Genomic DNA, 26,413 nt, shown 5'->3' with positions numbered 1-26,413 from the left:
CACCGGCGGATGAGTTGATTTGTTAAACATTTGATGGTGTACTAAAGGGGGACCTCTATACCCGCTTGCGGGTTCAGAACAAACTCTTCACCCTCCATTTCGAGAAGGCGGTACTGCCCGGTAGAACAAAGGGGAATTGGTGTGACTGCTGGTGATAATGCTTCACTTCTGAAGTATGAGCTAGCTTCAATAGATTATGGTAGCTTCAATGGATTATGTTTGATTCAATGGATTATGATTTGTAGTTGGATTCATCCGGTGATCGTACATAAATATGTCTATAAATTCAATACATCCCCAAGGAGGCAATGAAGTTGGCGGATTATCCGAAACTGGTGCGTGACGGAATACCGGCGCTGATTGCGGCGAACGGGCAAACCTGCAGGACAAGAATCATGGACGAGGAGGAATATATACGGGAGCTGCGTGCGAAGCTGCATGAGGAGTTGGCGGAGTATTTACGGGAGGACAATGACGGACAAGCGCTCGAGGAGCTGGCGGATCTGCTGGAAGTCATCCGGGCTTTGGCGGTAACCCATGGCGGGGACAGCGGTATTCTGGAACAGATCCGTGCTGACAAAGCGGAGCGCCGCGGCGGATTCAAGGACCGGATTCTGCTGCTGCAGGTGGAGAGCAGGGGGTGACCGTATGGACCCGGCAGGTGGCGATTAGCGGGCATCATGTACACACCAGGCACATTTTGATAGAATTGTAGGGACTAAGTTTCATTTAAAAGGAGGATTTAACTAATGACAGAAGATAACGCTTACACGATAAAATGGGGCATTCTCAGCACAGGCTGGATCGCCCATCAGTTCGCTACAGATTTGGCCCATGCCAGCAATGGTGTGGCTTATGCGGTTGGATCGCGCACGCAGGAAAGCGCAGATGAGTTTGCCCGAAATCACGGCATCCCCGTGGCATATGCCACCTACGAGGAATTGGTCAGCGATCCTGAAGTGGATGCGATTTATATTGGAACGCCGCATCCGTTCCACAAAGAGAATGCGCTGCTCGCATTGCGCGCCGGTAAAGCCGTGCTCTGTGAGAAGCCTTTTACCGTGAACAGTGCAGAGCTTGAAGAAATCGTGGCGTATGCCCGCCAGCAGAAGCTGTTCCTGATGGAGGCTATGTGGAGCCGCTATATTCCGGCCAATGCCAAGGTTAGAGAATGGCTCGCAGCGGAGCGCATCGGCGAAGTGCGGCTGGTCAAAGCTGATCTTGGTTTCCGCGCGGACTGGAATCCGGAAGGGCGTCTGCTGAACCCGGCCCTTGGCGGCGGAGCCCTGCTGGATGTCGGCATCTATCCCATCTCCTTCGCGTCGATGGTATTCGGACCTCACCCGGAAGCCGTCTCCAGCACCGTACATATCGGCGAGACTGGTGTGGACGAGCACTTCTCCCTGCTGCTGTCTTACGGCGGAGGCAAGTCGGCTTCCCTGAACGGCGGGATTCGCCTGAAGCTGCACGAAGAAGCCTATATCTATGGAACGGAAGGCTATATCGTAGTCAAAGGCACGCTGGTGAATCCGAAATCGGCTGAGCTGTATATTGGCGGGGAGCTGGTGGAGACCTTTGAGGATGACCGTGCTTCGATCGGGTATTCTTTTGAAGCTGAGGAAGTGGGACGTTGTCTCCAGGCAGGGCTGACGGAAAGCCCGGTAATGACGCTGGATGAGTCCGTTGCGATTCTTAGGCTGCTGGACGGCGTGCGTGAACAATGGGGGCTTAAGTATCCCGGTGAATAAACTGAACCTGACGCCCTTATCCCGCAAGCTTCTGCTTCACACTGTAATCTATCTTGTATTGTTTCTGGTGATCCCGTATTTTCAAAGCGGCGGTTCCGGGGTAATGGAGGATCTTGGCAGCTGGCTGCTGCTGCTGGTTCTGGTGAATCCCACAGCCGTGCTGATCCTTGCTGCGGATTCGGGACTTAAGCTGGGTTTCAACCTGCTGGTATGCCTGCTGCCGTTGCCGCTGTTCGTGTTATCCATCTACGTGTTGTTTGACGGAAGCGGTGCGTTGTTCTATGGCATCATGTACTCCGTAATCGCTCTGATCAGCAATAGTATAGCTGCAAGCGTAAGAAGGAGGAAAAAGGGGGGAACCAAATGACATTGAATGCTGACCGCTATCAGGGCTGCCTGCAGGGTCTGGCCGCTGGAGATGCGCTGGGAACGACCGCTGAGTTCAAAGCACCCGGAACCTTTGAGCCGCTTACGGATATTGTCGGCGGCGGGGTATTTGGTCTCCAGCCGGGACAGTGGACCGATGACACGTCAATGGCGCTCTGCCTTGCGGAGAGTCTGCTTACGAAGCAAACATTTGATCCTGTGGATCAAATGCAGCGTTATGTGAAGTGGTACCGCGAAGGCAAGCTTAGCAGTACAGGCGAATGTTTCGATATCGGCAATGCGACACGCGCGGCGCTGCATCAATTCGAAGCCGGCGGCGAAGGGTTCAGCGGATCGGATGATCCTCATTCTGCCGGGAACGGCTCCATTATGCGGCTTGCGCCGGTGGTCATGTACTACGCAGAGAATCCTGCAGAAGCTATCCGCTATGCGGCACTCAGTTCAAGAACGACGCATGGCGCTGTTGAATGTCTGGATGCCTGCCGTCTGCTCGCGGCGTACATCCTTGCCGGACTGCACGGGTGGAGCAAGCAGGACATGCTGGCCCCGGAGGCTTACCGTGAATGGCTGAATGAAGACAGCCTGACGCCGCATATGCTGAATATTAAGTACGGCTCCTACCGGATCAAGGAGCCGCCTGATATCCAAGGCTCGGGATATGTAGTAGAGTCGCTGGAGGCGGCACTGTGGGCTTTTCACAAATCCTCCAGCTTTGCGGAAGGCGCGCTGCTCGCTGTGAATCTGGGCAATGACGCCGATACCACAGGGGCGGTCTACGGCCAGATCGCCGGAGCGTATTACGGGCTGGATGGCATACCGGCAGAATGGCAGAGTAAGCTGGCCATGCGTGAGCTGATCAGTGACTACGCCGGGCGGTTGTTTACAGAACGGGTGGAATAGAAGGAAATAGGCTGCATGAGGCAGGCTGAGCGCATCTATAACGGGCACTCAGCCTTTTTTAATTATGGAAAGGGGAGAATGGATATGGGCAAGGGTTGGCGGAAACTGCTGATATGGCTGCTGATTAACATCATCCTGGTAGTATTGACGGATGGGATGACATTCACATATAAAACCGGCGGAACGATATCCGGCAACGGCAATCCGGGAATTATCATGCTTGCGGCAGGATGGCTGTTTGGCATTATTCTTTTGTGCAGTGCGGGCATGGTGCTCTACCGATTATTCCGGTTGAAATCCGTATTCAGCATACCAAGTCTGTTGATTGCCGTCTCCGCGCTTATTGTGCTGCCGCTCGCCATCTGGCTGGAAACCGGATATATCGATGCGTTGAGAGTGCATCTGAGGGGTTTCACCAGAGATGAGGATTCCGTCGTATTCCGCTTCGGCTGGATTAACCAATATACCAACAACCTGTTCTATAATGCTTATATTCTGGCTGGCGGGATCGCACTGGTTATCCTTGTGGCGTGGATTGCAGCACTGCTGCGGCGGAAAGCCGATACAAAGTCCCGGGTAAATTCGGGTTAGTCAGGGGCCGAGAGCAGCGTCACTCCTTCGATCGGCAATCCTTTCGGGCGGGGGCTGCAAACGATTGGTAGAGATGAGCCGAATGTATGCGAAAAAACGAATACATTGTGCTAACGATAGGGTTGATGAGCCGAATGTATGCGAAAAACCGAATACAATGTGCCAGCGATAGGTTTGATGAACAGTACACTTACGGCAAGCCTGGCATGGGGTGATGTGGATAAGGACAAGTATTCCGTTAATTTTTTCTGAACAAGGCGGTCCACAGAAAAGCTTCACCAAACAGCGCATCCTCCTGATCCATCTGGCGCATGCGTCTGAACTCTATAAGCTCCAAACCGCTGAAGAAGCTCTTAAGTTTATCCTCGCTGAAGCCTAATCCGCCCCGGAGGCTCCGCTGCCGGTACACTTCCCAATCCGTGATCTCCGCACCCATGGCGCCAGCCGCGAAGCAGACCAGTCCGAAATACCCGCCAGGCTTAAGCGTCCTGTTCACCAAATCGAGAAAGGTAACTCTCCGGTGGGGGTAGATGTGATGGAAACATCCGCTGTCATAGATGAGGTCGTAGCTGCCTGGCTCCAGGCTCAGGTCAAAAATATTGCTGCGGGCGAAATTCACCTCCACCTGATGTTTGCGGGCGCGTTCCCTTCCCCAATCTACCGCTGCCTGAGAGATGTCAATGGCATCCACGGCGTAGCCCTGCTGAGCCAGATAAACCGCATTTCTGCCGCCCCCGCAGCCTAATTCCAGAACCTTGCCGGGTGTCATGTGCCGCTTGCTTACGTATTCAACCAAATTCTCATCCGGACGATCCTTGAAGAAAGGAATCCCTTTATCCCGGTCCCCGTAGAACTGATTCCACCAATGCCCTTCTTCCCGGAAAAGAGAGTCCAGCATCTTCAGCGTATCCTCATGACTATAAATCGTTTCATGCGACATTTAGCAGCAGTCTCCTTTCATTTCATTCGCCCGGTTTAGTTGTTAACGAAGATGGAGAGCCCCGGATAAGCCTTCATCAGCTCAGCACTTTGTTCATTCAGCCGTGCCTGTTCAAAGCCTGTGCCCAGAAATTCCTGATCCGGCTTAAAAGTCACACTTGTCCCCGTATCCTTCGCGATTCCAACCGTCATCAGTCCGGACTGCGGCACACCATGCCTATATTCCTGGCGGTACATTCTGCCGCCGCGCCGGATATCAACAGTAAGTCTGCCGGAGAGGGCGTTGACCACGGCAATGCTGATTCCCTGCTCAGCACCAGGCACCTTAAAAGCTGCGTCTCCATTAAATCTATGAATATCGGTCAGAATGGATTGCGCAGCCGGTATGTTGGAATTCGGCAGAGACGCTACCGGAATTCCCCGTCCATTGTCCGTTACGGTGACACTCCCGTCATCATGCAGGAATATCCCGATTTCGCTGCAATATCCGGCCGCATGCTCCATCACCGGATTCTCGATAACAGCCCACAGCAGGTGGTGGACATCGAAATTGTGTACAGGGCCCAGATAAATCCCCGCGTTATTTCTCGTACTCATCCTGTCCATATAGTCACTTGTATCCTCTAGAGTGCTTACCGAAGCTAGCAGCAGGAGGAAGGGGAGGAGGCGGCGGGAAGGGAAGGCATAACGGCCTCCGCTCTCCTGCACTAATAAATCTGCGCCAGTCAATGCTTTGAGATGATGATACAGCTGGCCGGTAGTGCCCATACCCAGACGCTCCACCAGCTCGGTGCCCGTAAGCGGCTCCTGGATGACGGATTTCAGAATGTCCAGCCGTTGCCGGTTGCTTAATGCCGCCAGTATTTTAGCTGATTTCTCGTTGTTCACATCGAGCAGCTGTTCCATCGGACGCTCCTGGGGTTCCCAGCGATAGCTTTGTCCGTTAAGACGGGCATGGCCGGAATAAAATACAGATCCGGGTCCCGCGCCGGGCTGCTCCGCTTCTGCGGCTGAATTCACAGATTCCGGCGAATCAGCACGGCCTGCGAAGCTTCTCCGCTCAGTATTCCAATGCTGGACGGCGGCCTGAAGCTCGGCCACCTGCTGCTTCAGCGTATCCAGTTCGCTGCTTAAGTCACGGGTCATGAAAGAAGATCACCTGCTTTCGATATTATGTTATTACGTAGTTACGTAATAATTGTAATTCATTAGTATTATTTTGTGAATATTTAGGATGATAGATTTTAATGTGTAAACTAACTTCACATATGCTCCGAAAAACTAATTAATATGTTAATTTATCTCCCGTAAATTCATTGACAACTCTACCTTTTTATCTATAATGATGTATAAGCGGTGGACAATGATGCAGTTGTTGACGTTCTTGTGACATAATGTAACATTATTAATAGCTATGAAGGTGTGATCGCAATGATCGCTTCCGCCGGACAATGGAAACAGGATATTTTAAGGATTTATAACGAAATCAACAAGAAGCTGTTTAACGCCGGCGTCAAGCAGCAGAAGGTCGACTTCGTGGGGAACAAGATTATTATTTTATCCATTAACAGCCGGGTGCCCGTACTGAAGGTACTGGATACCCATGATGCCACGGCAAGCCGCCAGATTAATCTGGTACTGCATGAAGTATTCAAGTGTGAAATCAAGCAGGCATTTCTGGATGAATTTCAAGTGAATATCAAGGCCGTTCTTAAAGATTATGATGTGGAGACCGAGTATTCCGGTACGATCATAATTTTGGAGAAGGACCTCGAGCATTACCTGAACGTTACGTTGGAACTCTGATCTTCCGGAGAGCCGGCCTGCCGTCAGTTTTCGGACATTAGCCCTCTGGGGCTGTGTCTAAAACTGGCGGCTTTTTGTTTATTCGGTTTTTTTACCCCCGAGTCTACCCAAGCTGTCGATGCTGTTAAACCTAATAAGGAGCTGATTCTATGAAAGCAAAGATTGAGATTGCCGGTGTAAGCAAGTGGTTCCGCCGTGACGGCCAGGAGATTATCGCCATGCAGGAGACGAATCTCTCTATAGAGCAAGGCAGATTTGTCAGTATTATCGGCCCCAGCGGCTGCGGCAAATCCACATTGTTCAATATCATAGCAGGACTGATTCCGCCGTCTACCGGCCGCGTGCTTGCTGACGGTGAGGATATCGTTGGCAAGACCGGATATGTCGGATATATGCTGCAGAAGGACATGCTGCTCCCCTGGAGGACGATCCTGGATAACATTATTCTGGGCATGGAGATCCGCGGGGTGCCGCGTAAGGAAGCGGTAGCCCGGGCCCAGCCGCTGATGGACCGTTATGGACTGAAGGGCTTCGGCGGCCATTATCCGGCAGAATTGTCCGGAGGCATGCGCCAGCGGGCAGCGCTGCTCCGCACGCTGCTGTACGACCGGGATATTATTTTGCTGGACGAGCCCTTTGGCGCACTGGATGCCCAGACCCGGCTGACCATGCAGAACTGGCTGCTGGAGATCTGGGAGGATTTCCGCAAGACGGTGTTATTCGTCACCCACGATATTGATGAAGCCATCTACCTGTCTGATGACATCTATGTCTTCTCCGGGCGGCCGGGCAGAATCATCTCCAAGATTTCTGTGGATATGCCGCGCCCGAGACATAAGGAGGATACGGTATCTGCGTCATTTATGGAGCTCAAAGCCCATCTGCTGGACCTGCTGTCAGGCGGAGGCGAGGAGCCGGCAGCCCATATCTCGTAGAGCTTACAAAACTTGTAGAAGGAGAGAACAACTATGGAGAGTGTGCAAAAGAAAGGGTATGTAATTCACAAGCTGGAGCCGGCCCCAATCCATTCGGTCAAGCCTGAGAAAATGCAGAAGGAACCCGTCATCGTGGATGAAGAGGGTGCAAGGCGCCGGACACAGCGGATTGTCGGAATCGGGCGGCTGACGGTCGGGCTGCTGATCGTGCTCTGCTGGGAGCTGTTTACGCGGATCGGCTGGATGGATTCATACTATTGGAGCAGCCCGGTACGGATTCTCAGCACAACATGGACACAGGTGACGCAGGGTACTCTGCTGGAGGATATCGCTTATACCTCCAGCTCGACGATTCTGGGCTTCATCGGCGGAACCCTGATCGGATCGCTGCTCGGTTTATCCTTCTGGTGGTCACGCAGATTCGCCGGCATCAGTGAACCGTTCCTGATCCTGCTCAATGCCATGCCGAAGCTGGCGCTTGCTCCTGTGCTGGTGATTCTGCTGGGCATCGGATTCTTCTCCAAGGTGGCGCTCGCTTTTGCCATGACGGTAGTCGTTGCCGCCTTATCGGCGCACAGCGGCGTGCAGAGTGTGGACAAGGATATGGAGAAGCTGATGTATTCGCTGGGCGCGAAACGCCATCAGGTATTCACCAAGGTGGTCATTCCCTGGGCGATGCCCTGGATGATCAGCAGTCTGCGGATTAATATTGCCCTCTCGCTGGCCGGTGCGATTGTCGGGGAATTCATTGCTTCCAGCCACGGGATTGGCCGCATGGTGATCTACGCCGGTACGATCCTTGATATCAATCTCGTCTGGGTGGGAGTTGTAGTCTTGTCCGTTCTGTCGATGGTGATGTATGCGGGAGTGGTCCTGCTGGAGAAATGGCTGTCCAAGGGATACGGGATGAAGAAGGCTTGAGACCTAAGCAATCCTATATAAGATAAAGGGGAGAATCTGATGATGAATGTAACCAAAGTGAAGCTGTCCGCCGTCCTGCTTGCCTCTGTAATGATCCTGCTCTCGGGCTGCAGCAGTAAAAGTAATGCTGAAGTTGAAGCCGCAGCTGCCGGCAACGAAGCGGGGAAACTCAAGAAGCTGATCATTGCCGAGCCGCTGCACTACACAGGTTATCTGCCGCTGTACGTGGCGCAGCGCGAGGGATATTTTGCGGATGAAGGGCTTGAGGTTGAGATGCTGCAGGCTGCCGGAGGCACACATGTGACTTCGGTAGTCAGCGGGGATGCCTGGGGCGTCATCGGCGGTCCGGAATCCAATGCACTGGCGAATATCGGCAACTCTGACCCGATCGTATCAGTCAGCAATGTGGTTAACCGTGCGAATGTCTACTTGATGGCCAAGAAAGGGACAGCCCCTGCGGGCAGTTCTGATGAAGAATTGAAAGCCTTCCTGCAGGACAAGAAATTGAATGCCGGACGGCATGGCGGAACCCCGAACCTGCTGACCCAATATCTGCTCCTGGAGCTGGGGCTTGATCCGCAGAAGGATGTGCGGCTGCTTGAACCGGCGGATGGCTCCACCGTGGTGGCGATGGTTCAGCAGGGTGCGGCGGATATTGCGAACGGCGCCGAGCCGCAGATCAGTGACGGGATCGCCAAGGGGGTCTGGGAGGAACCTTTTTACAAGTTCCATGATATGGGCGACTATGCTTACTCTGTGCTGAGCGTGAAGAAGTCGACACTGGAGAAGGACCCGGAAACGGTGCAGAAGGCGGTTAACGCCGTCGTGAAAGCACTGAAGGCCATCCAGGAGGATAAAGCTCTGGCGATGAGCGTCCTGAAGGCTGAATTCCCTACAATCTCCGATGATGCGGCACAAGCTGCGCTTGACCGGGCGTATGCCGACCAGCTCTGGAGTCCGGATGGTGTGATTACCGAGGAGGCGCTGGATAAGGACATGAACGTGATGATTAAGACGGGGATCTACAAAGGCGAATACACCTACGAGGATTTGGTCGATATGCAGTTTGTGAACAACATAGCAGTGAAATAAGCTAAGCGTCTTGCCATAAGCCTTCAAAAACTAAAGAGGTGAAGATGATGGAATTAACTGCCGATCTAATTATGCCTGATAAAACCGCACTTATTATAGTAGATGTACAGAACGATTACTGCCACGGGGAAGGCGCACTTGCCGCTGGCGGAAATGATGTGTCAGCCGTACGCGAGATGATGCCGCAGCTGCATGGGCTGATCGCGGCAGCGAGGACACAGGGCGTGCCGGTGATCTATATCCAGACCTTCCATGAAAAGGCGACCGATTCGCCCGTCTGGACTTCCCGCTCCGGGCGCGGTTCGCTGGGGGTCTGCCGCAGAGGAAGCTGGGGGGCTGAATTCTACGAGGTGGCCCCGCTTCCTGAGGAGATTATTGTCAATAAACACCGGTATAGCGCTTTTATCAATACCCGCCTCGATTCTGTGCTCCGTTCGCAGCGGATCGAAACCCTGATTATGACAGGAGTGAGCACCAATGTGTGCGTGGAGTCGACGGCAAGGGACGGCTTCATGCTGGATTATCAGATTGTGATGGTGCAGGACGCCTGTGCTTCCTATTCCCGGGCCGCTCATGAGATGACGCTGGAGAACATGAAGGGCTACTTCGGCGTGGTAGCTTCAGCCGCAGACATTGAAGAAAGCTGGAAAATGTGGAATCAGCCCGCCCTGCAGCGGATGTTATGAATTTACCGGTAAGGTCTTCAGGACAAGCTGTGAACCATTCGGCGGTCAAGGTGGTCATCTGCCTCGGGGCCTTTCTGTCCAATCTGTCTGCCGGTATGTTCAATATTTCGCTCATCGATATTGCGGCTGATCTGCGGTTCCCGGTGGCCTCTGCCCAGTGGATCGTCAGTATCTATCTGCTGGTGATCTCGGTGCTGCTGCCTGTAATGGGACGGCTGGGAGACAGGTTCGGCCGCCGTAAGGTGCATAATTTGGGCCTGTTCGCTTTCGCGGCGGGAGCCCTGGGCTGTGCGCTTGCCCAGAACGAAGCCATGCTGCTTGGCTTCAGAGTCATGCAGGGAGCCGGTGCCTCCATGTATCAGGCGACCAATATGGCCCTCATTGTCTCTGTATTTCCGCCCGGGCAGCGGGGCAGGGCACTGGGGCTGATGAGCACCTTCGTCGCTGCCGGCTCCATGGCAGGCCCCGGTCTTGGCGGCTTCCTAATCCAGTGGTTCACCTGGGAGAGCAACTTCTGGCTGCTGGCCGGAGTGGCGGCGGCCGTAGGCGTGCTTGCGCACAGGCTGATTCCCCGGGATACGGAAACGGCCGGAGGCAGGCTGGATCTCGCCGGAGCCGCCTGGTTTGCGGCCTGTCTCTCCTCGCTGATGATCGCCTTCGATCTCGGCGGCCGCTCCTCCTTCCTGTCTCCGCCTGTGCTGCTGCTGCTGGCGGCTTCAGCGGGAATGGCGGCCGCTTATACGGCACATGCCCGCTTCTCCCGCAGCAGGGATAAGAGGGGGCCGCTTGGTGAATTCCCGCCAGCCGACAGCGGAGTCAGCCTGTTCACTAACCGGAGCTTTGCCGCCGGCATCGCCATTACGGTTATCACATATATGGCGGCCTTTGCAGCACAGCTGGCTTTGCCCTCGCTACTGCGTATATCGGGGGCCGAGCCGGCCTGGGTGGGGCTGATCATGATTGGATACCCGCTGGCGCTGGTGGTGACCGCTCCTGTCAGCGGGAGCATCGCGGACCGCAAAGGGCCGCTCGGCATCCTGACGGCCGGACTGCTGCTGATGAGTGTCACGCTGCTAGCGCTGGGCTTCGGCTCACCTGTGCTGAGGACAAGTGCCATGGTGCTGCCGGTTATGCTGCTCGGCTGCGCAATGGGGATGATTACTTCACCTAACACAAGTATTGTTATGGGGCTGGCGGCGAAATCACAGCTTGGCCGGGTCAGCAGCCTGCTTGCCTTGTCGCGCAACATTGGCATGATGTTCGGCACGGCGGCAGGCGGACTGATGATTGGCGGCACAGGTAGTCCGAACGGGAGCTATCTGGCCGTATTCGTAGTCTGTGCAGCCGCCGTAGGCCTTTCTTCAGTCTGGCAGCTGTATTCTTTCCGTCACAACAGCAAGCGCAAAGGGGCGGAACAACTGCATATACCCTATAAATAAGAAGGAGCCTCTGCCCGCCGGGCAGAGGTTTTCGTGCTGAAACAAGAAGGAGGTCCCGCTTCTTAAAATGGTTTGTTCCATCGGCAAAGTACCATGGCGGGAGCATCCGGAGCTTTGCGTCCGCAGGTGCGGAGAAGCCGGAATCGGCTAAAGTAATTTTCTGCATTGAAAAGAAATACCGATGTTGGTATGGTGGAATTGCCCGTGTAAATATATGGTTATCTTTTGGGGATTCATTGGATGGGAGTTGTTCTCTACTTCATGTACAAAGTGGTATTTTTTGATGTAGACGGTACGCTTTTGAGTGAAACTGACGGACGTATGCCGCCGAGCACGAAGGAAGCCATTGAGCAGCTTCTTGTCAAAGGGATAAAAGTGGTGGTGGCTACAGGAAGACCGTATAGCTTATGTGCGGAATTGCGTAATCTGGGAATAGAGACGGTTATTTCTGCAAACGGAGCGCTCATTACAAGCCATGAGGAAATTATATATAGATCTGCGATTCAGGCAGAGACTGTACGGGAGCTCTCGGAATTCGCTGCATTGCATGGGCATGGAGTAGCCTATTTTACAGACAAGTTGTCAATGAACGGCGTTGGCCTGGAGGATGAGCGGATATTGAGGGCGTTGAAGGAAACCTTGAGTCTCGAATGTTATCCCCAGAACGCAGAATCTATGAACGGTGAAGTATACTGCATGTGCCTGTATGCCGATGAGAACGAGACGCTGAGGTTCACGGAACAGTTCCCTGCGCTAAGGTTTGTGCGTTTCCATGACTATGTATTGAATGTCCTCGAAGCTGCAGAGGTGTCCAAAGCTGTTGCGGTATCGAGAGTATTAGAACACTATAATATCCCGGCTGCTGAGGCTATCGCATTTGGTGACGGCGGGAACGATATGGATATGCTGGAGTGTGCGGGGTTGGGCATTGCTATGGGCAACGGCACAGAGCGCCTGAAGCAGAGGGCGGACTTCGTAACTACCAAAGCAAGTGAAGGCGGAATTGCCTATGCACTGCAGGTATTTGGTGTGATTTAGATGAAGCTGGAGGCGACCGCTGATGCTGCTTAGACAAATGGCTGTAGCTTTGTTATTCAATGGGAATCATGAGGTGTTATTTCTTCAAAAGAAAACGGAGGCCAAATTTCTCTCCGGGCACCTCGTCCCTGTCGGGGGACATCTCGAAGAGAATGAGATCAATGATCCGCAGAAGGCCTGCCTGAGAGAGATTGAAGAAGAAACAGGATTAACTTCTAACAGCATTAACGATCTGTCGCTGCGGTATATCCTTCACCGGGTGAAGGATGACCGGGAGATCCGCATTCAGTATATTTTTACAGGTAAGGTTGCAGCAGGGAGCAGGCTTCTTGAAAGTGAAGAAGGGCGGCTGGAATGGGTGGGTTGCGGCGGGCTTGAGCAACATAGTGTAACCGCTTCAACCAGAGAGGTACTGGGACATTATCTGGTAACAGGCATACATAACAAGCTGGTTTATACCGGTTCAATGCATTCGGTTCGGGGAGAGCCGCGGGTGCAGTGGGCCATTCTGCAGGATTGGGAAGGACAGGTGAAAAGATGAAGGACAAGGTTTCCATTCTCGGAGTTCCATTCTCCAAGCTGACGCTTGAACAGACAACCTCGCTATTGGACAGCCACATCGGGGGCGGACAGGGAGGGCTATTTCACCTGATTACAGCGAACCCGGAGATTACATTGGCCAGTCAATCGGACGGGAGACTCCGCGAGATCATCTGCTCAGCGGATCTAATCGTGCCGGACGGGATCGGGATTGTAATGGCAGCACGAAGACAGGGGAATCCCATTCCGGAGCGGGTGACCGGCTACGATCTGCTGCTGAGTCTCCTTGCGAAGGGGGATGAGCGGGGCTGGAGTTTCTATTTCCTCGGAACGGATGAAGTGACCAGCGGACAAGCGGTGGAGAGAATCGCCCTGCGCTATCCGCAGGTGAAGATCGCCGGAAGGCATCACGGATTCTTTACCGCAGACGAGGAGCCAGGAATTATCGCCGGTATTCAGCAGGCGGGGCCGGATATTCTCATTCTTGCGATGGGCGCTCCCTACTCGGACAAATGGCTGTATAAGCATAAGGATGCGCTTAGCGGGATTAAGCTAGTGTTTGGCGTAGGCGGTAGTCTGGACGTAATCTCAGGCAAAGTGAAGCCGGCACCGGCCATCTGGAAAAAGCTAAATCTGGAGTGGGCCCACAGGCTCCTGTTCGCACCCGTTGCCAAAGGCCAGAAATCACGCTGGCGCAGACAATCCGCCCTGCCCAAATTCGTCTACCGGACGATGATCCGCAAATGAAGGAGACGATTCAATTGAAGAGTGTTGAACAGGAAAGGGGCAGAGTTCATGTCTAAGAGCTTTGAAGTGGTACTCAAAAAAGTAGTCGATCACTCTTACACTATTGAGATTGGCGAGGCTCTGTTCGGTTCCCTGATCCGCGATCTGCAGCAGGGACTTCTGCCGGATGTAAGCAAGTTCGCCATTATTACCGATTCTACGGTCGAGCCGCTGTATGGCCGTCCCTTACTGGAGCTGCTGCGGCGTAGCGGCTTTCAGGCGGATTTATTTTCTTTTCCGGCTGGAGAGAGCTCCAAAACCCGTGAAACCAAGGCGCTGCTGGAAGACCAGCTGTTAAACCAGGCATACGGGCGGGATTGCTGCATTATTGCCGTGGGCGGCGGAGCCGTAACGGATCTGGCCGGATTTCTGGCAGGCACCTTTGGCCGCGGGGTCCCTGCCCTGAATTATGCAACCACTCTGCTGGCAGCGGCAGATGCCTCTGTCGGCGGCAAAACCGGCGTGAATACACCTGTCGCCACGAACCTGATCGGCGTGTTCCACCAGCCCCGCAAAGTCTACATAGACCTGGCAGCATGGCGCACCCTTCCGGCCCGTGAGTTCCGCAGCGGCCTGGCGGAGACCATCAAGCATGCCTGCCTGGCGGATGAGACATTCTTCCGTTACCTGGAGGAGAATATCGGCAGGATCATCTCAGAACAGGGCGGGCTTATCCTGGATGCGGACGTATGCGGGCATATCGCACTGACGAACTGCCGGATCAAATACGAAGTGGTAGAACAGGATGAGCATGAGAGCAACCTGCGGCAGATTCTGAATCTGGGGCATACGGCGGGCCGGGCGCTTGAGGCGCTCAGCGGCTACCAGCTGCTGCATGGCGAGGCCGTTGCAGTCGGGCTTGTCATTCAGGCCAGGCTGGGTGTGAAGTATGGATATATGACGGCTGAACAGGCTGATCGTGTAGTCTCGTTACTGAAGAAGGCAGGCTTGCCGACGGAAATTCCGGATTTTATTACTAACAGGGCACTGGTGGACAAGATGTACACGGACAAAAAAGTGCGCAGCGGCCGCATCCGCTTCGTCTTCCAGGACGGCATCGGGGAGATGAAACGTTTCGCGGACGGCTCCTATTCGGTTCCTGTTGAAGAGGCGGATATCCTGGAGCTGCTGGAGGAAATGCGCGGCAACTGAAGCCGTATTAAAGAGTGCTGAGCTTTATTTTAACCGATCGGGAAGCCGCCCCCTCCAATCTGGGTATATGTAGTTAAAGGGAACTTAGGAGGAATCGATATGGGCAACCCGCTGAAGGAATTCAAGAACAGCATTAACGGGCTGAAGCAGTCGCTGGACGGTGTGAAGCAATCGGTGGACGGGCTGAAGGCTCCGGTGGATGAGTTCAAAATGAATGTTCAGGAAACGCTGGACGAGGCGAAGTCGAGATCGGAAGGTGTGAAGTCAGAGCTCGGACGGATGAAGCAGGCTGTGAGGGAAACGCAGGCGGTGCTCACTGAGGTGAAGGATACCCTGACGGCATCGGCGGATGTGCTGTATACCCGCAAACGATATTTACGCTTATTCGGCCGCAAAAGAAAACTGCAAACCGCCAAGGCCGGGCGTGCTTAAGCCAGTCAGCAGTTAGAATTGGGAATTAGGGTTCCCCCAAAAAGAAGACGCAAGAGAAAACGGCAGAATCACCGTTCATCTCTTGCGTCTTCTGGCATGACTGGAACATCAGCGGCATCAGGGCATCTGAATGCTTAAACTACCAATCGAATCTACAATAAAGACAGGTACATACTGCTCGCCGGTATCCGTCTCCACCTGATCATAGCCGTTCTCGAACTGGCCGCTGACGACAGCTAATCCGGTAACCCCGCCGGTTTCACCTTGAAGAATCAGATAACGCCCGTTCGAGCTGGCGACCGTTCTTCCGGCAGAGTCGATATAAATATTGCACGAGAGAGTCACCTTCTCATAAGGATGAAGCTCCAGCTGTGAAGCATCAATCATGGTGTACGTATTCTCCCGGTAGATTTCCGAGAACTCATACACGCCGTTCATTTGGCGGAAAATGGCCGTCTGCCCGTCTTGACCGTCTGCAAGGTCCGTATCTGCTACACGGATGGAGCCGTCTTCTGCCATCAGCTCATAGCCGCTGCCGGCAAAGCTGAACAGCTGCAAGATCCCCTCGGGCCTAATGGTGTAGGCGGTGAAGGTACGGCGCCCGTCCTCTCGGCTGCCTATAGCTGTAACTACAGGTACTTCTGAATAGACAGACAATGACTCGTCAAAAGTAAGCTCTATCAGTGCAGCCGCATCCGGAACGGTGCCGCCGGTGCGGGTGGAGAGGGTTCCGTCATCGCTCATATCGGCGTAGACCAGCCTGCCGCTGGCGTCCACTCCGGCCACAGCCACCTTAGCGCCATAGCGTCCGGTGACGGAGGCCGTAAGGGTATAGCTGCCCTGCACATCTCCGCCGGGCAGCAGCTGCACCGGTTCAGCGGTATTCCAGGCGAGTGTCGCAGCGGCAACCGCCCCGGAGGTGTCCTGCAGCGGATTCAGATCCCCATAGAGCCGGATGGCTTCGGCATATTGCCCGCCCCGGACCTGGCGCGCCGCCTCGCGGAGCAGCCTGGTGGTGCTGCTGTCGATTAGCTTCAGCACTTTGGAAGATTTCAGGCCAGCTGACTCAGCATACTTGCGGTAGGCCACAGCGTGTCCGGCGAAGGCGGCGGTATGATCACCGTCCAGGTCCTTGTTCAGGATAAGTGTGGTACTTTCCTGAACCTGATCCGCTATCCAGTCCGCTGTATAACTATGGCTTTGATAAGCCTGTTCCATAGATAAGGCGCTGTCCAGCATAGGCTGGAAGCTTCCGGCTGCCGCCAGAGCCTTCAGCCTGGCGGTGTCATGAGCCTCGAATTTCGCAGCCAGTAATTCTTCCTTGGCCCCGGCCCCGCCGTAATAGGCCTCGGGGATTTGCAGCAGGCTCCATTTGACGCTCTCTGCGCTTCCGGTGCCGGTCGTGTTATTCGCTGCATTCTTCTGGCTCTCCGTGAGCCCGGCAAGAAACTGCTCCTTGAACTGCCGGAACCCAGCTGTCATCTTCTCCGAAATGCCTGAATCAGCCGACAGCTGGCGATAATAGACTTCATAAGGTCCTCCCGTAACCATATACTTGCTCTTCAGGCTGAGCAGGGAGGCATAACTCTCCATATATCCGGTGAAATCCTTGACCGTCAGCTGGTCTTCCAGGGTTAATACCAGTCCCCTTAGGCTGCTGCGTATAGCTGTTATGGGAGCGAGCTCTTTAAGCCGTGCGTTAATCTGTTCTTCCTTGTATAAGATTGCCGTATTTGCCGCCGCCAGCCGGTACTGGTTCTCGGCAGCGATAAGCTCTCCTGCAGCATACAGCCGCTCAGCCTCACGCACGGTCTGAATCTTGTTCTCTATCCCCAGAGCCTTCTGTCCCAGCAGAACCAGCATGAAGATACACAGAATGATCATAATATTCCGCAGGGTTAATGCTTGTTTGATCGTCATATAGTATAGCCCCTTTATTCGGATATAAGGATTGCGCGTGCTGCCAGCTATCATCCTTATACTTCAGGGTCCCACCGGTACTTGAGCTCGCGGATTTCCGCCACCTTGGCATCCAGGCCGTTCCACGGCTCATAGGGGTTCGCAGCAATCAGCCGGGACAGGCGCAGGAAGCGGTCCTTGGGCAGCTCCTGTACATATCTTCCGATCAGTCCGGAATAGAGCAGCGCATAACGCTTCAGGCGTACTGCTGCCCCGGCAACGACAGCCAGAATAGCCAGCCCTTTGTCCATTTCGAGAATCTGCACTTCGTAGTTCTTAACATAGCGGAGGGTGCGGTCTTTAATCAAATCGGGCCGGACCTTGGCGATTTCACCAATATATTCAGCGAGCAGCGGCTCGAAGTCCTTCAGCAGCAGCTGTTCCAGCTCCAGAACCATGTCCTTGCGCAGCTGGAAGCCGTGCAGCAGGGCGACGCGCTGGCGGGAGATCCGGTCTCCGCGCAGCAGAATGGAGATCTCGCGGAGCTTCTCATAAGCGAGGACATCATTCTCGCGGAGGACGGATACTGCCTCCTGGCGGTTAAGCTCAAGATCTTCCTTAATTCTGAGGATGTTCCGGCCCAGCAGCTCGTTAAGGGCATACAGATTTTCGTTCTGCCGTACTTTCCGCTGCGTATAGTAGACCAGTCCGGCTATCACGATACCGCCTGCACCGCTTAGCGCCATCTGCTGCAGGCTTTGGCCGAAATAGACCGAGGCCAGGGTCAGCAGGAGGATGAGCAGCAGCCGGGTATGCATCTTGCGCCCGGCAATGGATACCGCCTGCTTCTCCACGGGGATCAGCGAGGCGCGGCCGCAGCGGGTGCAGCGTTCCTCGCCCAGGGCGGTGTAACGCCCGCAGCGGCGGCAGATACGGAGCTTCTCATAAGAATAGCGGGTAGCCTTGAACGGCCGGAAGGTAACAGGTTTCTTCTTACTCACGGGTAGTGTCGCCTCCGTTCAGTGCAGCAAGGAGCCGCTCGTCTATGTCCTCACGGGTAAGCGGCTTCCGCTGGCGTGAAGCGTATAAGGAGATCTGAATAACGGCATAGAGGAACGTTACTCCGAGTATGACGTATGTAATCATGGAACTCTTCCTTTCTCTCTGGTTACGGTCTTTTAATCAAATATTCAGGAACACGGCGTATACTTAGAATAATCCATCCGCTTCAAGATGGCGATTCTACCAGACGGGAGTGCCGGTCCAGCGGTCACTATGTTGATGTTTACAAGGTTTAATTATATCATAATGGCATACTATTTACAGAATTTAGCTATGCTGCCGGATTTGCCAGATCCGCCGAATTTAACACAAGAGGAGCCCTATTTATGCTTCGTACACACCGTAACCCCAGAACGATCAAGAATAGACTGCAGCGCATTTTTCCTGCATTGCTGCTGATCCTATGCATCGCTGTCCTGCCTTTCGGAGGCGCAGCGGCCAGTGCTGCTTCTGCCGCGCCGTCCCATATTGATGCTGTACTGCTGATTGATGTCAGCAACTCGATGAACAAGAGCGACAAGAACAAAATCGCGAATGAAGCGATGAAGATGTTCATAGATATGCTGTCCACGCAAGGAGACAAGGTAGGGATCGTTGCCTACACCGACAAGGTGCAGCGCGAGAAGGCCCTGCTTGGCATCACCTCTGCCGGGGACAAACAGGATTTGAAGGATTTCATCGACGGGCTGAACCGTGGACCTTACACGGATATAGCGGTCGGAATGGAAGAAGCTGTGAAGGTGCTGGAGAATGGCAGCGATCCTGGCCATGAGCCGATGATCGTGATGCTGGCCGACGGCAACAATGACTTAGATGAAGCCAGCGGCGCTACGCAGGCCCAGTCCGATCAGGAACTGAAGGCCGCTGTAGAAACTGCGAAGCAGAAGGGGTACCCGGTCTATACGATCGGGCTCAATGCGGATGGCAAGCTGAACAAGGAGATTTTGTCTAATCTGTCAGATCAGACCGGCGGCAAGGCGTTCACAACGGATTCCGCGGATGATCTGCCGCAGATTCTCAGCGAGATTTTTGCCAGCCACCTGAAGCTGAAGGTCGTGCCGGTGCCGTCCATTACGGCAAACGGCGATTATCAGGAAGTGACGGTCAATGTGCCGAACGGCAGTGTGCTGGAAGCGAATATTTCAATTATGTCCTCGCAGCCTGTAACGGCGAAGCTGAGTGATCCGTCAGGGAAGGAAGTAGCGATTCCCTCGGATGCTGTGCTGCTATCCAAGTCTTCTACCTACGCGCTGATCAAGCTGCTCTCGCCGGAGCAGGGAGACTGGAAGCTCCAGGTCAAGGGTGTGGCGAAGGACAAGATCGATATTAATCTGGTATTCAACTATGATCTGGAGCTTAAGATCGATGCGCTGCCTTCCCAGTCCTACCGCAAAGGCGACACCGTCGATATCTCCTCGCATCTGTTCAGCAACGGTGCTGAGGTTACAGAGAGCAGCTTGTACCAGGATATGAAGGCTGTACTGCTGGCCACAGATGTGGATACCGGCACGGTGCAGGAGATTCCGATGGACAATTCGGGCGCTGAGTTCAAGAGTGCTTTTGAAATACAAGACAATCATGCCTATGAACTTAAGGTCCGGGCCGAAGAGAGCAGCTTCTACCGTGAGAGCGATGTGCTGACGATCAACGCCAAGACAGGAACGGTGGCTACAAGCCCTCCGGCCACGGGGGCAGGCACTGGTGAAGAACCGGTAACGGATGCCAAGTCCTCGTACACTCTTTACTATATTATAGGCGGGATTGTACTCCTGCTGGCTGCGGCCGCCGCATTCTGGCTGCTGCGCGGCAGATCAAACCGCGGGTTTGTCGGACAGCTGGTCGTGGAAGTGCTGGACGGCAATACCGGAGAGAAGACCTATCCGCAGTATAAGAAGCTTGCAGGCTTCCGCGGCAAATTCACATTGCATCAGCTGCTGCAGCTGGCGCCTGAACTGAAGGAGAGCGAGAAGCTGGTCTTCACTCCGGGGAACAATGACCGGCTGATGCTGCGCGGAGGAGAAGGAATCTCAGTGGAGCGGTCAGGGCGCGCCGCCGATACCTCGCGGGGCCTTGAGATGAAGAGCGGTGACCGTGTATCGGTCTCCCTGCAGACGGTAGATAAGACGATATTACTCGAATATTTGATATAACAGCAGACTAAGCGTAAGCTCCGAAGTGAATTTTTGAACGAAGCATGTTCAGGAAGAAGCGCTACGCATAACTTTTAGGAGGATAACCTATGAAACCGGTAGTAAGAGAACATATTCAGCAGCTCGATGTATCGCTTGGCGGAGGGATCGTCAGCGACAAAATAAGAGTGGACACCATAGACAACCCGATTCTGATTATCGGACTTGGCGGCACGGGCATCGATGCCCTGCTGCGCTTGAAATACCAGATTAACCGCCGCTTCAAGCTGCCTGAGGATCCGTTGTCCAAGAAGAAGCGGGATAAGCCTGACAATGTGGAATTCCTGGCATTCGAGACCAATGAACAGGACCGCGGCAAAAAATATAAAGGCATCGGCCTCGACCCGCAGAATGAATTCGTGCTGCTGGCCAATGCCGAGATCGGCGGACTGCTGCAGAACCGCAGCATTCTTGATTCGTACATTACAGACTGGCTGTCGCCGGAGCTGAGCATCACGGACGGCATGAACGGAGCCGCCGGGGTGCGCCAGGCCGGACGACTGCTGCTGTTCACGAAGATTAATCAGGTCGTGGCTGCAATTGATAAGAAGATCAAGACACTGTCGGTCGGCACCAGCAAGAAGCTGATGGTTTTCCTGCTTACCGGCTTGTCCGGCGGAACAGGCAGCGGTGCCTTTTTGGATATTGCCTACATTGTCCGGGGGATTATTGAACGTGACTATGGCGCTGCCGGTATCGACCGCGTGAATACACTGGGTTACTTGTTCACCCCGGATGTGAATCTGGCGAACAAGAGCCTCAGCGAGCACACCCGCGAGTATATCCGCAAGAACGGTTATGCTGCGCTCAAAGAGCTGGATTACTGGATGAATGTGGACAGCCGGGGAGAACGGTTCCGCCAGCAGTACGGCAATATTCTGAGCGTTAATTCGCCGCTGCCGCCGTTCAATCTGTGTCATCTGATCTCGGCGACGAATACGGAAGGCAAGCTGCTGGAGAATGCCTATGATTACTGCATGAATGTAACGGCTGAGAATATCACCAACTTCATGGCCAGCGAGGAAAAAGCCTCCGGCGAGGAATTCGCCATCCATGACTATATCAGCAACATCCGCACCAACATTGCACAGATGAACAAGACGTATCCTGCGAATTATGAATACAACATTATCGGCGCTTCCTCGGCGGTGCTGCCGATTGAGGAAATGACCACATATCTGGCCTTCCGCCTCTTCGACAAGATGGACAAGATGTTCCATCACGCCCCGGGGCAGGAGGATGTGGAGAAGATGGCACGCAAGCTCGGCATTGATCTCGATACGATGATCAAGACCTTCGAGTCCCGTGTGCCGGAGCCGCTGCCCGGCTATCAGAACAGCGAGCGCCTCAGCCATGCCAATGTAGTGAAGAATCAGGTGGTCAGCATGGATACGGAGCTGGAGCAGAACTTCCTCGCCCGTGCGCGGGAAGAATACATCAAAGCGAAGAAGCAGCTGCCGGGCGAAATTACCGGACGTTTCGGCGAGGAGCTGGAGCGGATCTTCCTGCATCCTGAGCAGGGGCCGTTCTATGTATCCCGGCTGCTCTACACGGAGAAGGGCTTCTGTATCCTGAAGCTGATTCAGTCGTATATTGAAGCGCTGCGGGAGAGCCTGCTCCGTCTGCCGCGTGATATCGAGACGGCGCAGGACAGCGCAGAGGAGAAGCTTGGCGATGCGCGCAGCGCTTTTGTCTCCAAGGAGAAGAAGAAGAACGCCTATATCGAAGCCAAGATCAATGAATACTGGCTGCATGCCGATGTGGAGCGCACCGAGCAGATGATCCAGTTCTACGAGGATCTGTACGAGCTTCTGAATGAAGAGAACAGCCGGATCTACGGCGTATTCACGGAGATTCTGACGGCGCTCAGCTCAATCTTCGAGAAGAATGGCGACATTCTGATCAATGGCGAAGAGCAGGCTGATCATAAGGGGAACAAAACCTACTATTGGAATATCGTCAATGTGCCGGATATTTCGGCAACCATCTCCAAGGTGATGGACCAGAAGGACGGCGACGATCTGATCCGTGATTTCACGCGCGAAATGCTGAAGCATTCCGGACGCTGGGTCAAAGAGCAGGAGATTGATATCGTCCGTTCGATCTCTGAATTCCTCAGCGACAAGTTCGGTGATCTCATTACCCGTTCAATGGAAGATTTCCTGGTGATGAAATACGGGCGCGAGGAGCCGCTGGATAAGTTCGTTGAGCGGATTATCGCCGGACGTCTGGATGAAGATGCGGTGCCGATTTTCCACCTCAGCAACAGCTCCGGCAGTCTGCACTTCCCGTCTTGGGGCTTCGTATCCGTGCCGGTGAAGGCGCCGGGTATTCTGAAGGGAATCCGTAATTATCAGAATAATGCGCTCGGCAAATCGCAGTTCACGATCAAGGAGAGCCAGGTTAAGAACCGGATTTTCTGGCTTAATACACGTAACGGGGTGCCGCTGTTTGTGTATACGCCGCTGCGGGTGTTCGAGGAGAACTATGAACGGACCATCCTGGACAAGGAAGGCATCGGCCGCCATCTGGTGATGACCGACAAGGATAACTGGACCTACCTGCCTTCCCCGATTCCGGAGAAGTCATGGGGCGATACCTACGTGAATGCGCGGGTCCGTGATTATAATGCCAGAGTGCGTGCCGACTTCTTACGTGCCCTGGAGGCTGGTGTAATTATCGAGAAAGGCATCGACGAGAATACGAGCAGCCGCTTCTCGGTCATCTTCACGAAGCCGTTTGATCTGGATAAAATGCTAAGCGGCTATGATCTGCAGCTTGGCTCGTCGCGTCCGAATCTGGGCGAAGTAAGAAAAGCCGCTGAAGAGCTCAAAGCGCTGCGCGCGGGCGGCCTGGAACGTGAAGGAATTAAGGACATCTTCGGCAGCATCAACCGTGAGCTGGCCCAGGAGAACCTGATCCGCTCACCGCAGCTGATTGCCCGTGTCCGTGAAGAGCTGGCGAAATACGACGCATTGTCGGCCAAGGCAGCGGAACTCGAAGTGCTGGTCCACCAGCATCTGGATGAAGACAAGTGGATCGACCAGTTCATTGAGGCGCTGTACACCGATACCATCACCAAAAAAGGTGCGCTCTATGTCTATGACCGTGATGAAGACGAAGATGCCTGGGAGCCGTTCGCGAACCTGATGAAGGAGCGCAGCTATGTGGAGTATGCTGTCTACCGCCATTTCCGTGCGCTCGATGAGAAAAGCCGCAGTGTCCTGCTGCGCAAGGCGGCACGCCGGGCCGGAGAGATGACGGCCGCGGAGGACGTGACTCCGCTGCTGTATAAGCTGGAAGGGATGTATGTATCCTTCCTGGAGGCGCGCGACAGCCTGGAATATGAGCGGGTAGAGCATGCGAACGGCGATGAAATGTACGGCTTCTACAAGAGCCTGACCGGCAAGCTCGGCAGCATCCGCAGAAAGCTGAAGTAAGCCTATGATCAGAGATCAGGCCTTACAATATGCAGAGCAGTACGCTGCGCAGGAGGAAGCGCAGCATAACAAGGGGGATGGGCGCAGCAGCATCCATTACCCTGCTCTGTTTCTGTTCCTCGGCGACAAGGTGACCCCGGCCATCGGTCCGGTGCTGGAGCGCTGCGAGCGCAAATGGGACAATGCAGGCGGTGTCATGGCGCTGCACGCGGGTTCTCCCAGCGGCAGCGGCAGTACGCAGGAGAAGGATGGAATCAAGGGATGGATCGGCAGCGGTAACAGCAGCGTTCATGAACGCGTGTTGCACATGGCCCTGCCGAACACGGCGGGCCGTGATCCCCGGACGGTGCGGCGGGAGTTGTACCGTGAATTTCATGAGGACAGCCAGTACCTGGCCGGGATGAACCGGACGCTGCGCCAGTTAAGCAACAGCATAGCGGACTACGGACGGCTGTATTCTTCGTTCGATGTCATCCATCTGTCCATCGTTACGCGGGTCGATGATCCGCTTAATGTGCTGCTGCCGGAGGTTGCCCTGCTGGCCCGCGCCATCCTCAGCCAGTCGTTCAAGTCGGTGCAGACCGATCTGTATGCGCTGATCAACGAGCGGGAGCAAGGGGATAACTTTGGCTATTCCAGCTCGGTAGGGCTGGCTTTTCTGCGTGAGCTGGACGGGATGCAGGCGGCGGACTATGCCTTAAGCGCTCCGCTTCTGGTTACGGAGGAAGGGCTGTCCATCCCCGTGGGCCATGGTCCCTCCGCGTTGTTCGATCTGGTCTATCTGCTCTCCGACAAGAACGAGCGCGGACTGATGTCCGTTCACGGGATGGACGACAATTATGAGATTATTGCCCATATCAGCCTGCTGAAGAACCGTGTCCGGCCTGCGGCTGATCATGCTTCCGGGCATGGCGGCTACAATAATATGACCTTCAAAAGCGGCATCCGGGGCAGCACGGGCAGACAAGGCTATGCTTCGGCCGGTTTCTCGGCGGTACGCAGGCCGAACCGGCAGATTGCGCTGGCGGTGCTCTACCATGCCCTGCATTACCTGGCTGAGAAGCTGCGTGCCGGCAACAGCCGGAGCCTTAAGGAACGGCAGGCGCTGCTGGGCCTCGGAGCGGATTCCCTGCGTGCCCGCGCGGCGGAACTGCTGCCGGATGACACCGGCCTCTCGGAGATGACCGGGCTGATGAGCCATGGACGCCCGTCCTACTCGGAGCTCAGAGCGCTGTCGCTGCGCGAAGCCGAGGAGCTGCTCTTCGGCGAGGGCGGGCAGGCCTATTTCCGCAGCAACTTTGCGGAAGTGTCCGCAAGAAGGACTGCGGCGATCGACCCTGCGCGGGAGTGGGCCGCAGTCCTGGCCGCCGAGGAGCAGGCAACTCCGCCGGTGACCTTCTATCAGCTCGCAGAATGGACAGCCGAGCTGGCAGAGGGCGGAGGGGGTGTGCTTCATGCCCTGCGCCAGCATATGGCCGGACTGCGTTCGGCCCTGCTCTCTGCGCAGGAGGAGCTGGAACGGCTCTATGCGGAGAGTGTAGAACGCCAGCCGTTCCAGCGGGTGCCGCTGCTGGATAAACGGACTGTGCGTAATTTCATTCATTATTTATTCGATACCGTATATGGTAAGAAATATGAGATTCTGCGGCTCGAAAGCGAGCTTGCCCTCTGCCTCCGCTATGATGCGGCGCTTGAGCAGCTGCATGCAGACAGCAGAGCCATGGTCCTGGCGATGGAAGCGCTGGCGGAGGAGCTGCAGAGCCTGGCCCTCGCCAGCATCGGCCGCAGCAAGGACACCGTGGATCAGAACATCATGGAGTATTACCGCAGCGTGACGGAAGAAGTCATGAAGGATATCGAGACCCGGCGCGGCGGAAATATCTTCTTCAGTGAGCGGTTTATGGGCAGCCTCTCGGAGCTGCTGCGCCGTGGCCGCGAGGCCGTGGCTGAGCGGCTGATCGAGATCTGCCGCCGGGAGCTGCTGACGGCAGGGCCCTTCACGCTTCCGTTCGAGGAAGAGCTGCTGCGGCGTGCCAATGTCGCGGCGGCCTATGAGAACCGGGACATTGTCTCCAAGGAGGAGCTGTTCAAGCAGCTCTACCGGAGTCTCGAAGAGGAGGCGGCAATGAATGTCCGCCTGTTTGAATATACGCAGGAGCACCGGCATGAGGAGAAATACTTTTTCGGCGACAGTGCTTCCGAATTCCTGCGCTATGCCTTCGGTGCTGACGAGACCACCCGCATCTACCGCTTGGGCTTCGTGCATGAGCAGCGCAGGAGCGGAGTGGAGAAGCTGAATCTGATGGGCGGCTTCCACCTGGAGGATCTGCTCTATTACCGCAACGGCAAGGTATATTATGAGACCTATGCGGGCAACGGCTATGAGCTGCACGGTCTTGCTGAGGAGCAATTGCCGGAGATGAGATGAGGA

General features: G+C 54.7%; 24 protein-coding genes. 19 read left to right on the top strand and 5 right to left on the bottom strand.

Annotation, left to right across the window (positions count from 1 at the left end; translation table 11 throughout):
• Nucleotides 1–314 precede the first annotated feature (314 nt).
• From GC101_RS32000 to GC101_RS31980, 5 genes are all read left to right on the top strand, one after another.
• On the top strand, nt 315–644 hold the full coding sequence (locus GC101_RS32000; RefSeq protein WP_171720594.1) for a nucleoside triphosphate pyrophosphohydrolase: 330 nt from the start codon (nt 315–317) through the stop codon (nt 642–644).
• Between the two features lie 105 nt (nt 645–749).
• On the top strand, nt 750–1,748 hold the full coding sequence (locus GC101_RS31995; protein WP_171720593.1) for a Gfo/Idh/MocA family protein: 999 nt from the start codon (nt 750–752) through the stop codon (nt 1,746–1,748).
• Nucleotides 1,741–2,115, top strand: a complete 375-nt coding sequence (locus tag GC101_RS31990) for a hypothetical protein (RefSeq protein ID WP_171720592.1) — start codon at nt 1,741–1,743, stop codon at nt 2,113–2,115. The genes GC101_RS31995 and GC101_RS31990 overlap by 8 nt, the downstream gene beginning before the upstream one ends.
• Nucleotides 2,112–3,035 carry an ADP-ribosylglycohydrolase family protein gene (locus GC101_RS31985; protein WP_171720591.1) on the top strand — a complete coding sequence of 308 codons (924 nt, stop codon included), beginning with the start codon at nt 2,112–2,114 and terminating at the stop codon, nt 3,033–3,035. Before GC101_RS31990 ends, GC101_RS31985 begins: the two co-directional genes overlap by 4 nt.
• A gap of 84 nt (nt 3,036–3,119) precedes the next feature.
• Nucleotides 3,120–3,626, top strand: a complete 507-nt coding sequence (locus GC101_RS31980) for a hypothetical protein (protein ID WP_171720590.1) — start codon at nt 3,120–3,122, stop codon at nt 3,624–3,626.
• A gap of 238 nt (nt 3,627–3,864) precedes the next feature.
• Here GC101_RS31980 and GC101_RS31975 read toward each other — a convergent pair whose 3' ends face one another.
• Both GC101_RS31975 and GC101_RS31970 read right to left on the bottom strand, forming a co-directional pair.
• On the bottom strand, nt 3,865–4,566 hold the full coding sequence (locus tag GC101_RS31975) for a class I SAM-dependent methyltransferase (RefSeq protein WP_171720589.1): 702 nt from the start codon (nt 4,564–4,566) through the stop codon (nt 3,865–3,867).
• Between the two features lie 35 nt (nt 4,567–4,601).
• On the bottom strand, nt 4,602–5,711 hold the full coding sequence (locus GC101_RS31970; protein WP_171720588.1) for an ATP-binding protein: 1,110 nt from the start codon (nt 5,709–5,711) through the stop codon (nt 4,602–4,604).
• A gap of 285 nt (nt 5,712–5,996) precedes the next feature.
• On the opposite strand from GC101_RS31970, the gene GC101_RS31965 reads away from it, so the two are divergent.
• The 11 genes from GC101_RS31965 to GC101_RS31915 all read left to right on the top strand — a co-directional run bounded on the left by GC101_RS31965 (nt 5,997) and on the right by GC101_RS31915 (nt 15,392).
• The gene (locus GC101_RS31965; protein WP_171720587.1) at nt 5,997–6,371 is read left to right on the top strand and encodes a Na-translocating system protein MpsC family protein; all 375 of its coding nucleotides are present in this window, start codon (nt 5,997–5,999) and stop codon (nt 6,369–6,371) included.
• 149 nt (nt 6,372–6,520) lie between these two features.
• The gene (locus tag GC101_RS31960) at nt 6,521–7,306 is read left to right on the top strand and encodes an ABC transporter ATP-binding protein (RefSeq protein WP_042210734.1); all 786 of its coding nucleotides are present in this window, start codon (nt 6,521–6,523) and stop codon (nt 7,304–7,306) included.
• 111 nt (nt 7,307–7,417) lie between these two features.
• Nucleotides 7,418–8,227 carry an ABC transporter permease gene (locus GC101_RS31955; RefSeq protein WP_373604790.1) on the top strand — a complete coding sequence of 270 codons (810 nt, stop codon included), beginning with the start codon at nt 7,418–7,420 and terminating at the stop codon, nt 8,225–8,227.
• 42 nt (nt 8,228–8,269) lie between these two features.
• On the top strand, nt 8,270–9,319 hold the full coding sequence (locus GC101_RS31950; protein ID WP_171720679.1) for an ABC transporter substrate-binding protein: 1,050 nt from the start codon (nt 8,270–8,272) through the stop codon (nt 9,317–9,319).
• 47 nt (nt 9,320–9,366) lie between these two features.
• Nucleotides 9,367–10,005 carry a cysteine hydrolase family protein gene (locus GC101_RS31945; protein ID WP_039305844.1) on the top strand — a complete coding sequence of 213 codons (639 nt, stop codon included), beginning with the start codon at nt 9,367–9,369 and terminating at the stop codon, nt 10,003–10,005.
• Nucleotides 10,002–11,444 carry an MFS transporter gene (locus tag GC101_RS31940; RefSeq protein WP_171720586.1) on the top strand — a complete coding sequence of 481 codons (1,443 nt, stop codon included), beginning with the start codon at nt 10,002–10,004 and terminating at the stop codon, nt 11,442–11,444. The genes GC101_RS31945 and GC101_RS31940 overlap by 4 nt, the downstream gene beginning before the upstream one ends.
• Nucleotides 11,445–11,705: 261 nt before the next feature.
• On the top strand, nt 11,706–12,482 hold the full coding sequence (locus GC101_RS31935) for a Cof-type HAD-IIB family hydrolase (RefSeq protein WP_171720678.1): 777 nt from the start codon (nt 11,706–11,708) through the stop codon (nt 12,480–12,482).
• Nucleotides 12,483–12,504: 22 nt separating this feature from the next.
• On the top strand, nt 12,505–13,023 hold the full coding sequence (locus GC101_RS31930; RefSeq protein WP_171720585.1) for an NUDIX domain-containing protein: 519 nt from the start codon (nt 12,505–12,507) through the stop codon (nt 13,021–13,023).
• Nucleotides 13,020–13,769 (top strand): WecB/TagA/CpsF family glycosyltransferase, encoded by a 750-nt coding sequence (locus tag GC101_RS31925; RefSeq protein WP_171720584.1) that lies wholly within the window; start codon nt 13,020–13,022, stop codon nt 13,767–13,769. Before GC101_RS31930 ends, GC101_RS31925 begins: the two co-directional genes overlap by 4 nt.
• Before the next feature lie 48 nt (nt 13,770–13,817).
• Nucleotides 13,818–14,960, top strand: coding sequence for a 3-dehydroquinate synthase (gene aroB / locus GC101_RS31920; protein WP_171720583.1), 1,143 nt, complete (start codon nt 13,818–13,820; stop codon nt 14,958–14,960).
• A 99-nt stretch (nt 14,961–15,059) separates the two neighbouring features.
• Nucleotides 15,060–15,392 (top strand): hypothetical protein, encoded by a 333-nt coding sequence (locus GC101_RS31915; RefSeq protein ID WP_171720582.1) that lies wholly within the window; start codon nt 15,060–15,062, stop codon nt 15,390–15,392.
• A gap of 117 nt (nt 15,393–15,509) precedes the next feature.
• On the opposite strand, the gene GC101_RS31910 is transcribed toward GC101_RS31915, so the two are convergent.
• The 3 genes from GC101_RS31910 to GC101_RS31900 are packed head-to-tail and all read right to left on the bottom strand — an operon-like array spanning nt 15,510 to nt 18,437.
• Nucleotides 15,510–17,312: a hypothetical protein gene (locus GC101_RS31910; protein WP_171720581.1), complete on the bottom strand. Its 1,803-nt coding sequence runs from the start codon at nt 17,310–17,312 to the stop codon at nt 15,510–15,512.
• A gap of 56 nt (nt 17,313–17,368) precedes the next feature.
• Nucleotides 17,369–18,292, bottom strand: coding sequence for a hypothetical protein (locus GC101_RS31905; RefSeq protein WP_171720580.1), 924 nt, complete (start codon nt 18,290–18,292; stop codon nt 17,369–17,371).
• Nucleotides 18,285–18,437, bottom strand: coding sequence for a hypothetical protein (locus GC101_RS31900; RefSeq protein ID WP_171720579.1), 153 nt, complete (start codon nt 18,435–18,437; stop codon nt 18,285–18,287). Before GC101_RS31900 ends, GC101_RS31905 begins: the two co-directional genes overlap by 8 nt.
• 242 nt (nt 18,438–18,679) lie before the next feature.
• Between GC101_RS31900 and GC101_RS31895 the strand changes: the two genes are divergently transcribed.
• The 3 genes from GC101_RS31895 to GC101_RS31885 all read left to right on the top strand — a co-directional run bounded on the left by GC101_RS31895 (nt 18,680) and on the right by GC101_RS31885 (nt 26,410).
• Nucleotides 18,680–20,503: a vWA domain-containing protein gene (locus GC101_RS31895; RefSeq protein ID WP_171720578.1), complete on the top strand. Its 1,824-nt coding sequence runs from the start codon at nt 18,680–18,682 to the stop codon at nt 20,501–20,503.
• A gap of 89 nt (nt 20,504–20,592) precedes the next feature.
• Nucleotides 20,593–23,982 (top strand): tubulin-like doman-containing protein, encoded by a 3,390-nt coding sequence (locus GC101_RS31890; protein ID WP_171720577.1) that lies wholly within the window; start codon nt 20,593–20,595, stop codon nt 23,980–23,982.
• A gap of 4 nt (nt 23,983–23,986) precedes the next feature.
• The gene (locus GC101_RS31885; RefSeq protein WP_171720576.1) at nt 23,987–26,410 is read left to right on the top strand and encodes an FtsZ/tubulin family protein; all 2,424 of its coding nucleotides are present in this window, start codon (nt 23,987–23,989) and stop codon (nt 26,408–26,410) included.
• Nucleotides 26,411–26,413 lie beyond the last annotated feature (3 nt).

Origin of the sequence: Paenibacillus phytohabitans, assembly GCF_013141775.1 — a bacterium.
GTDB lineage: Bacteria > Bacillota > Bacilli > Paenibacillales > Paenibacillaceae > Paenibacillus_AQ > Paenibacillus_AQ phytohabitans.
This window is presented reverse-complemented; position numbering and strand designations above follow the sequence as displayed.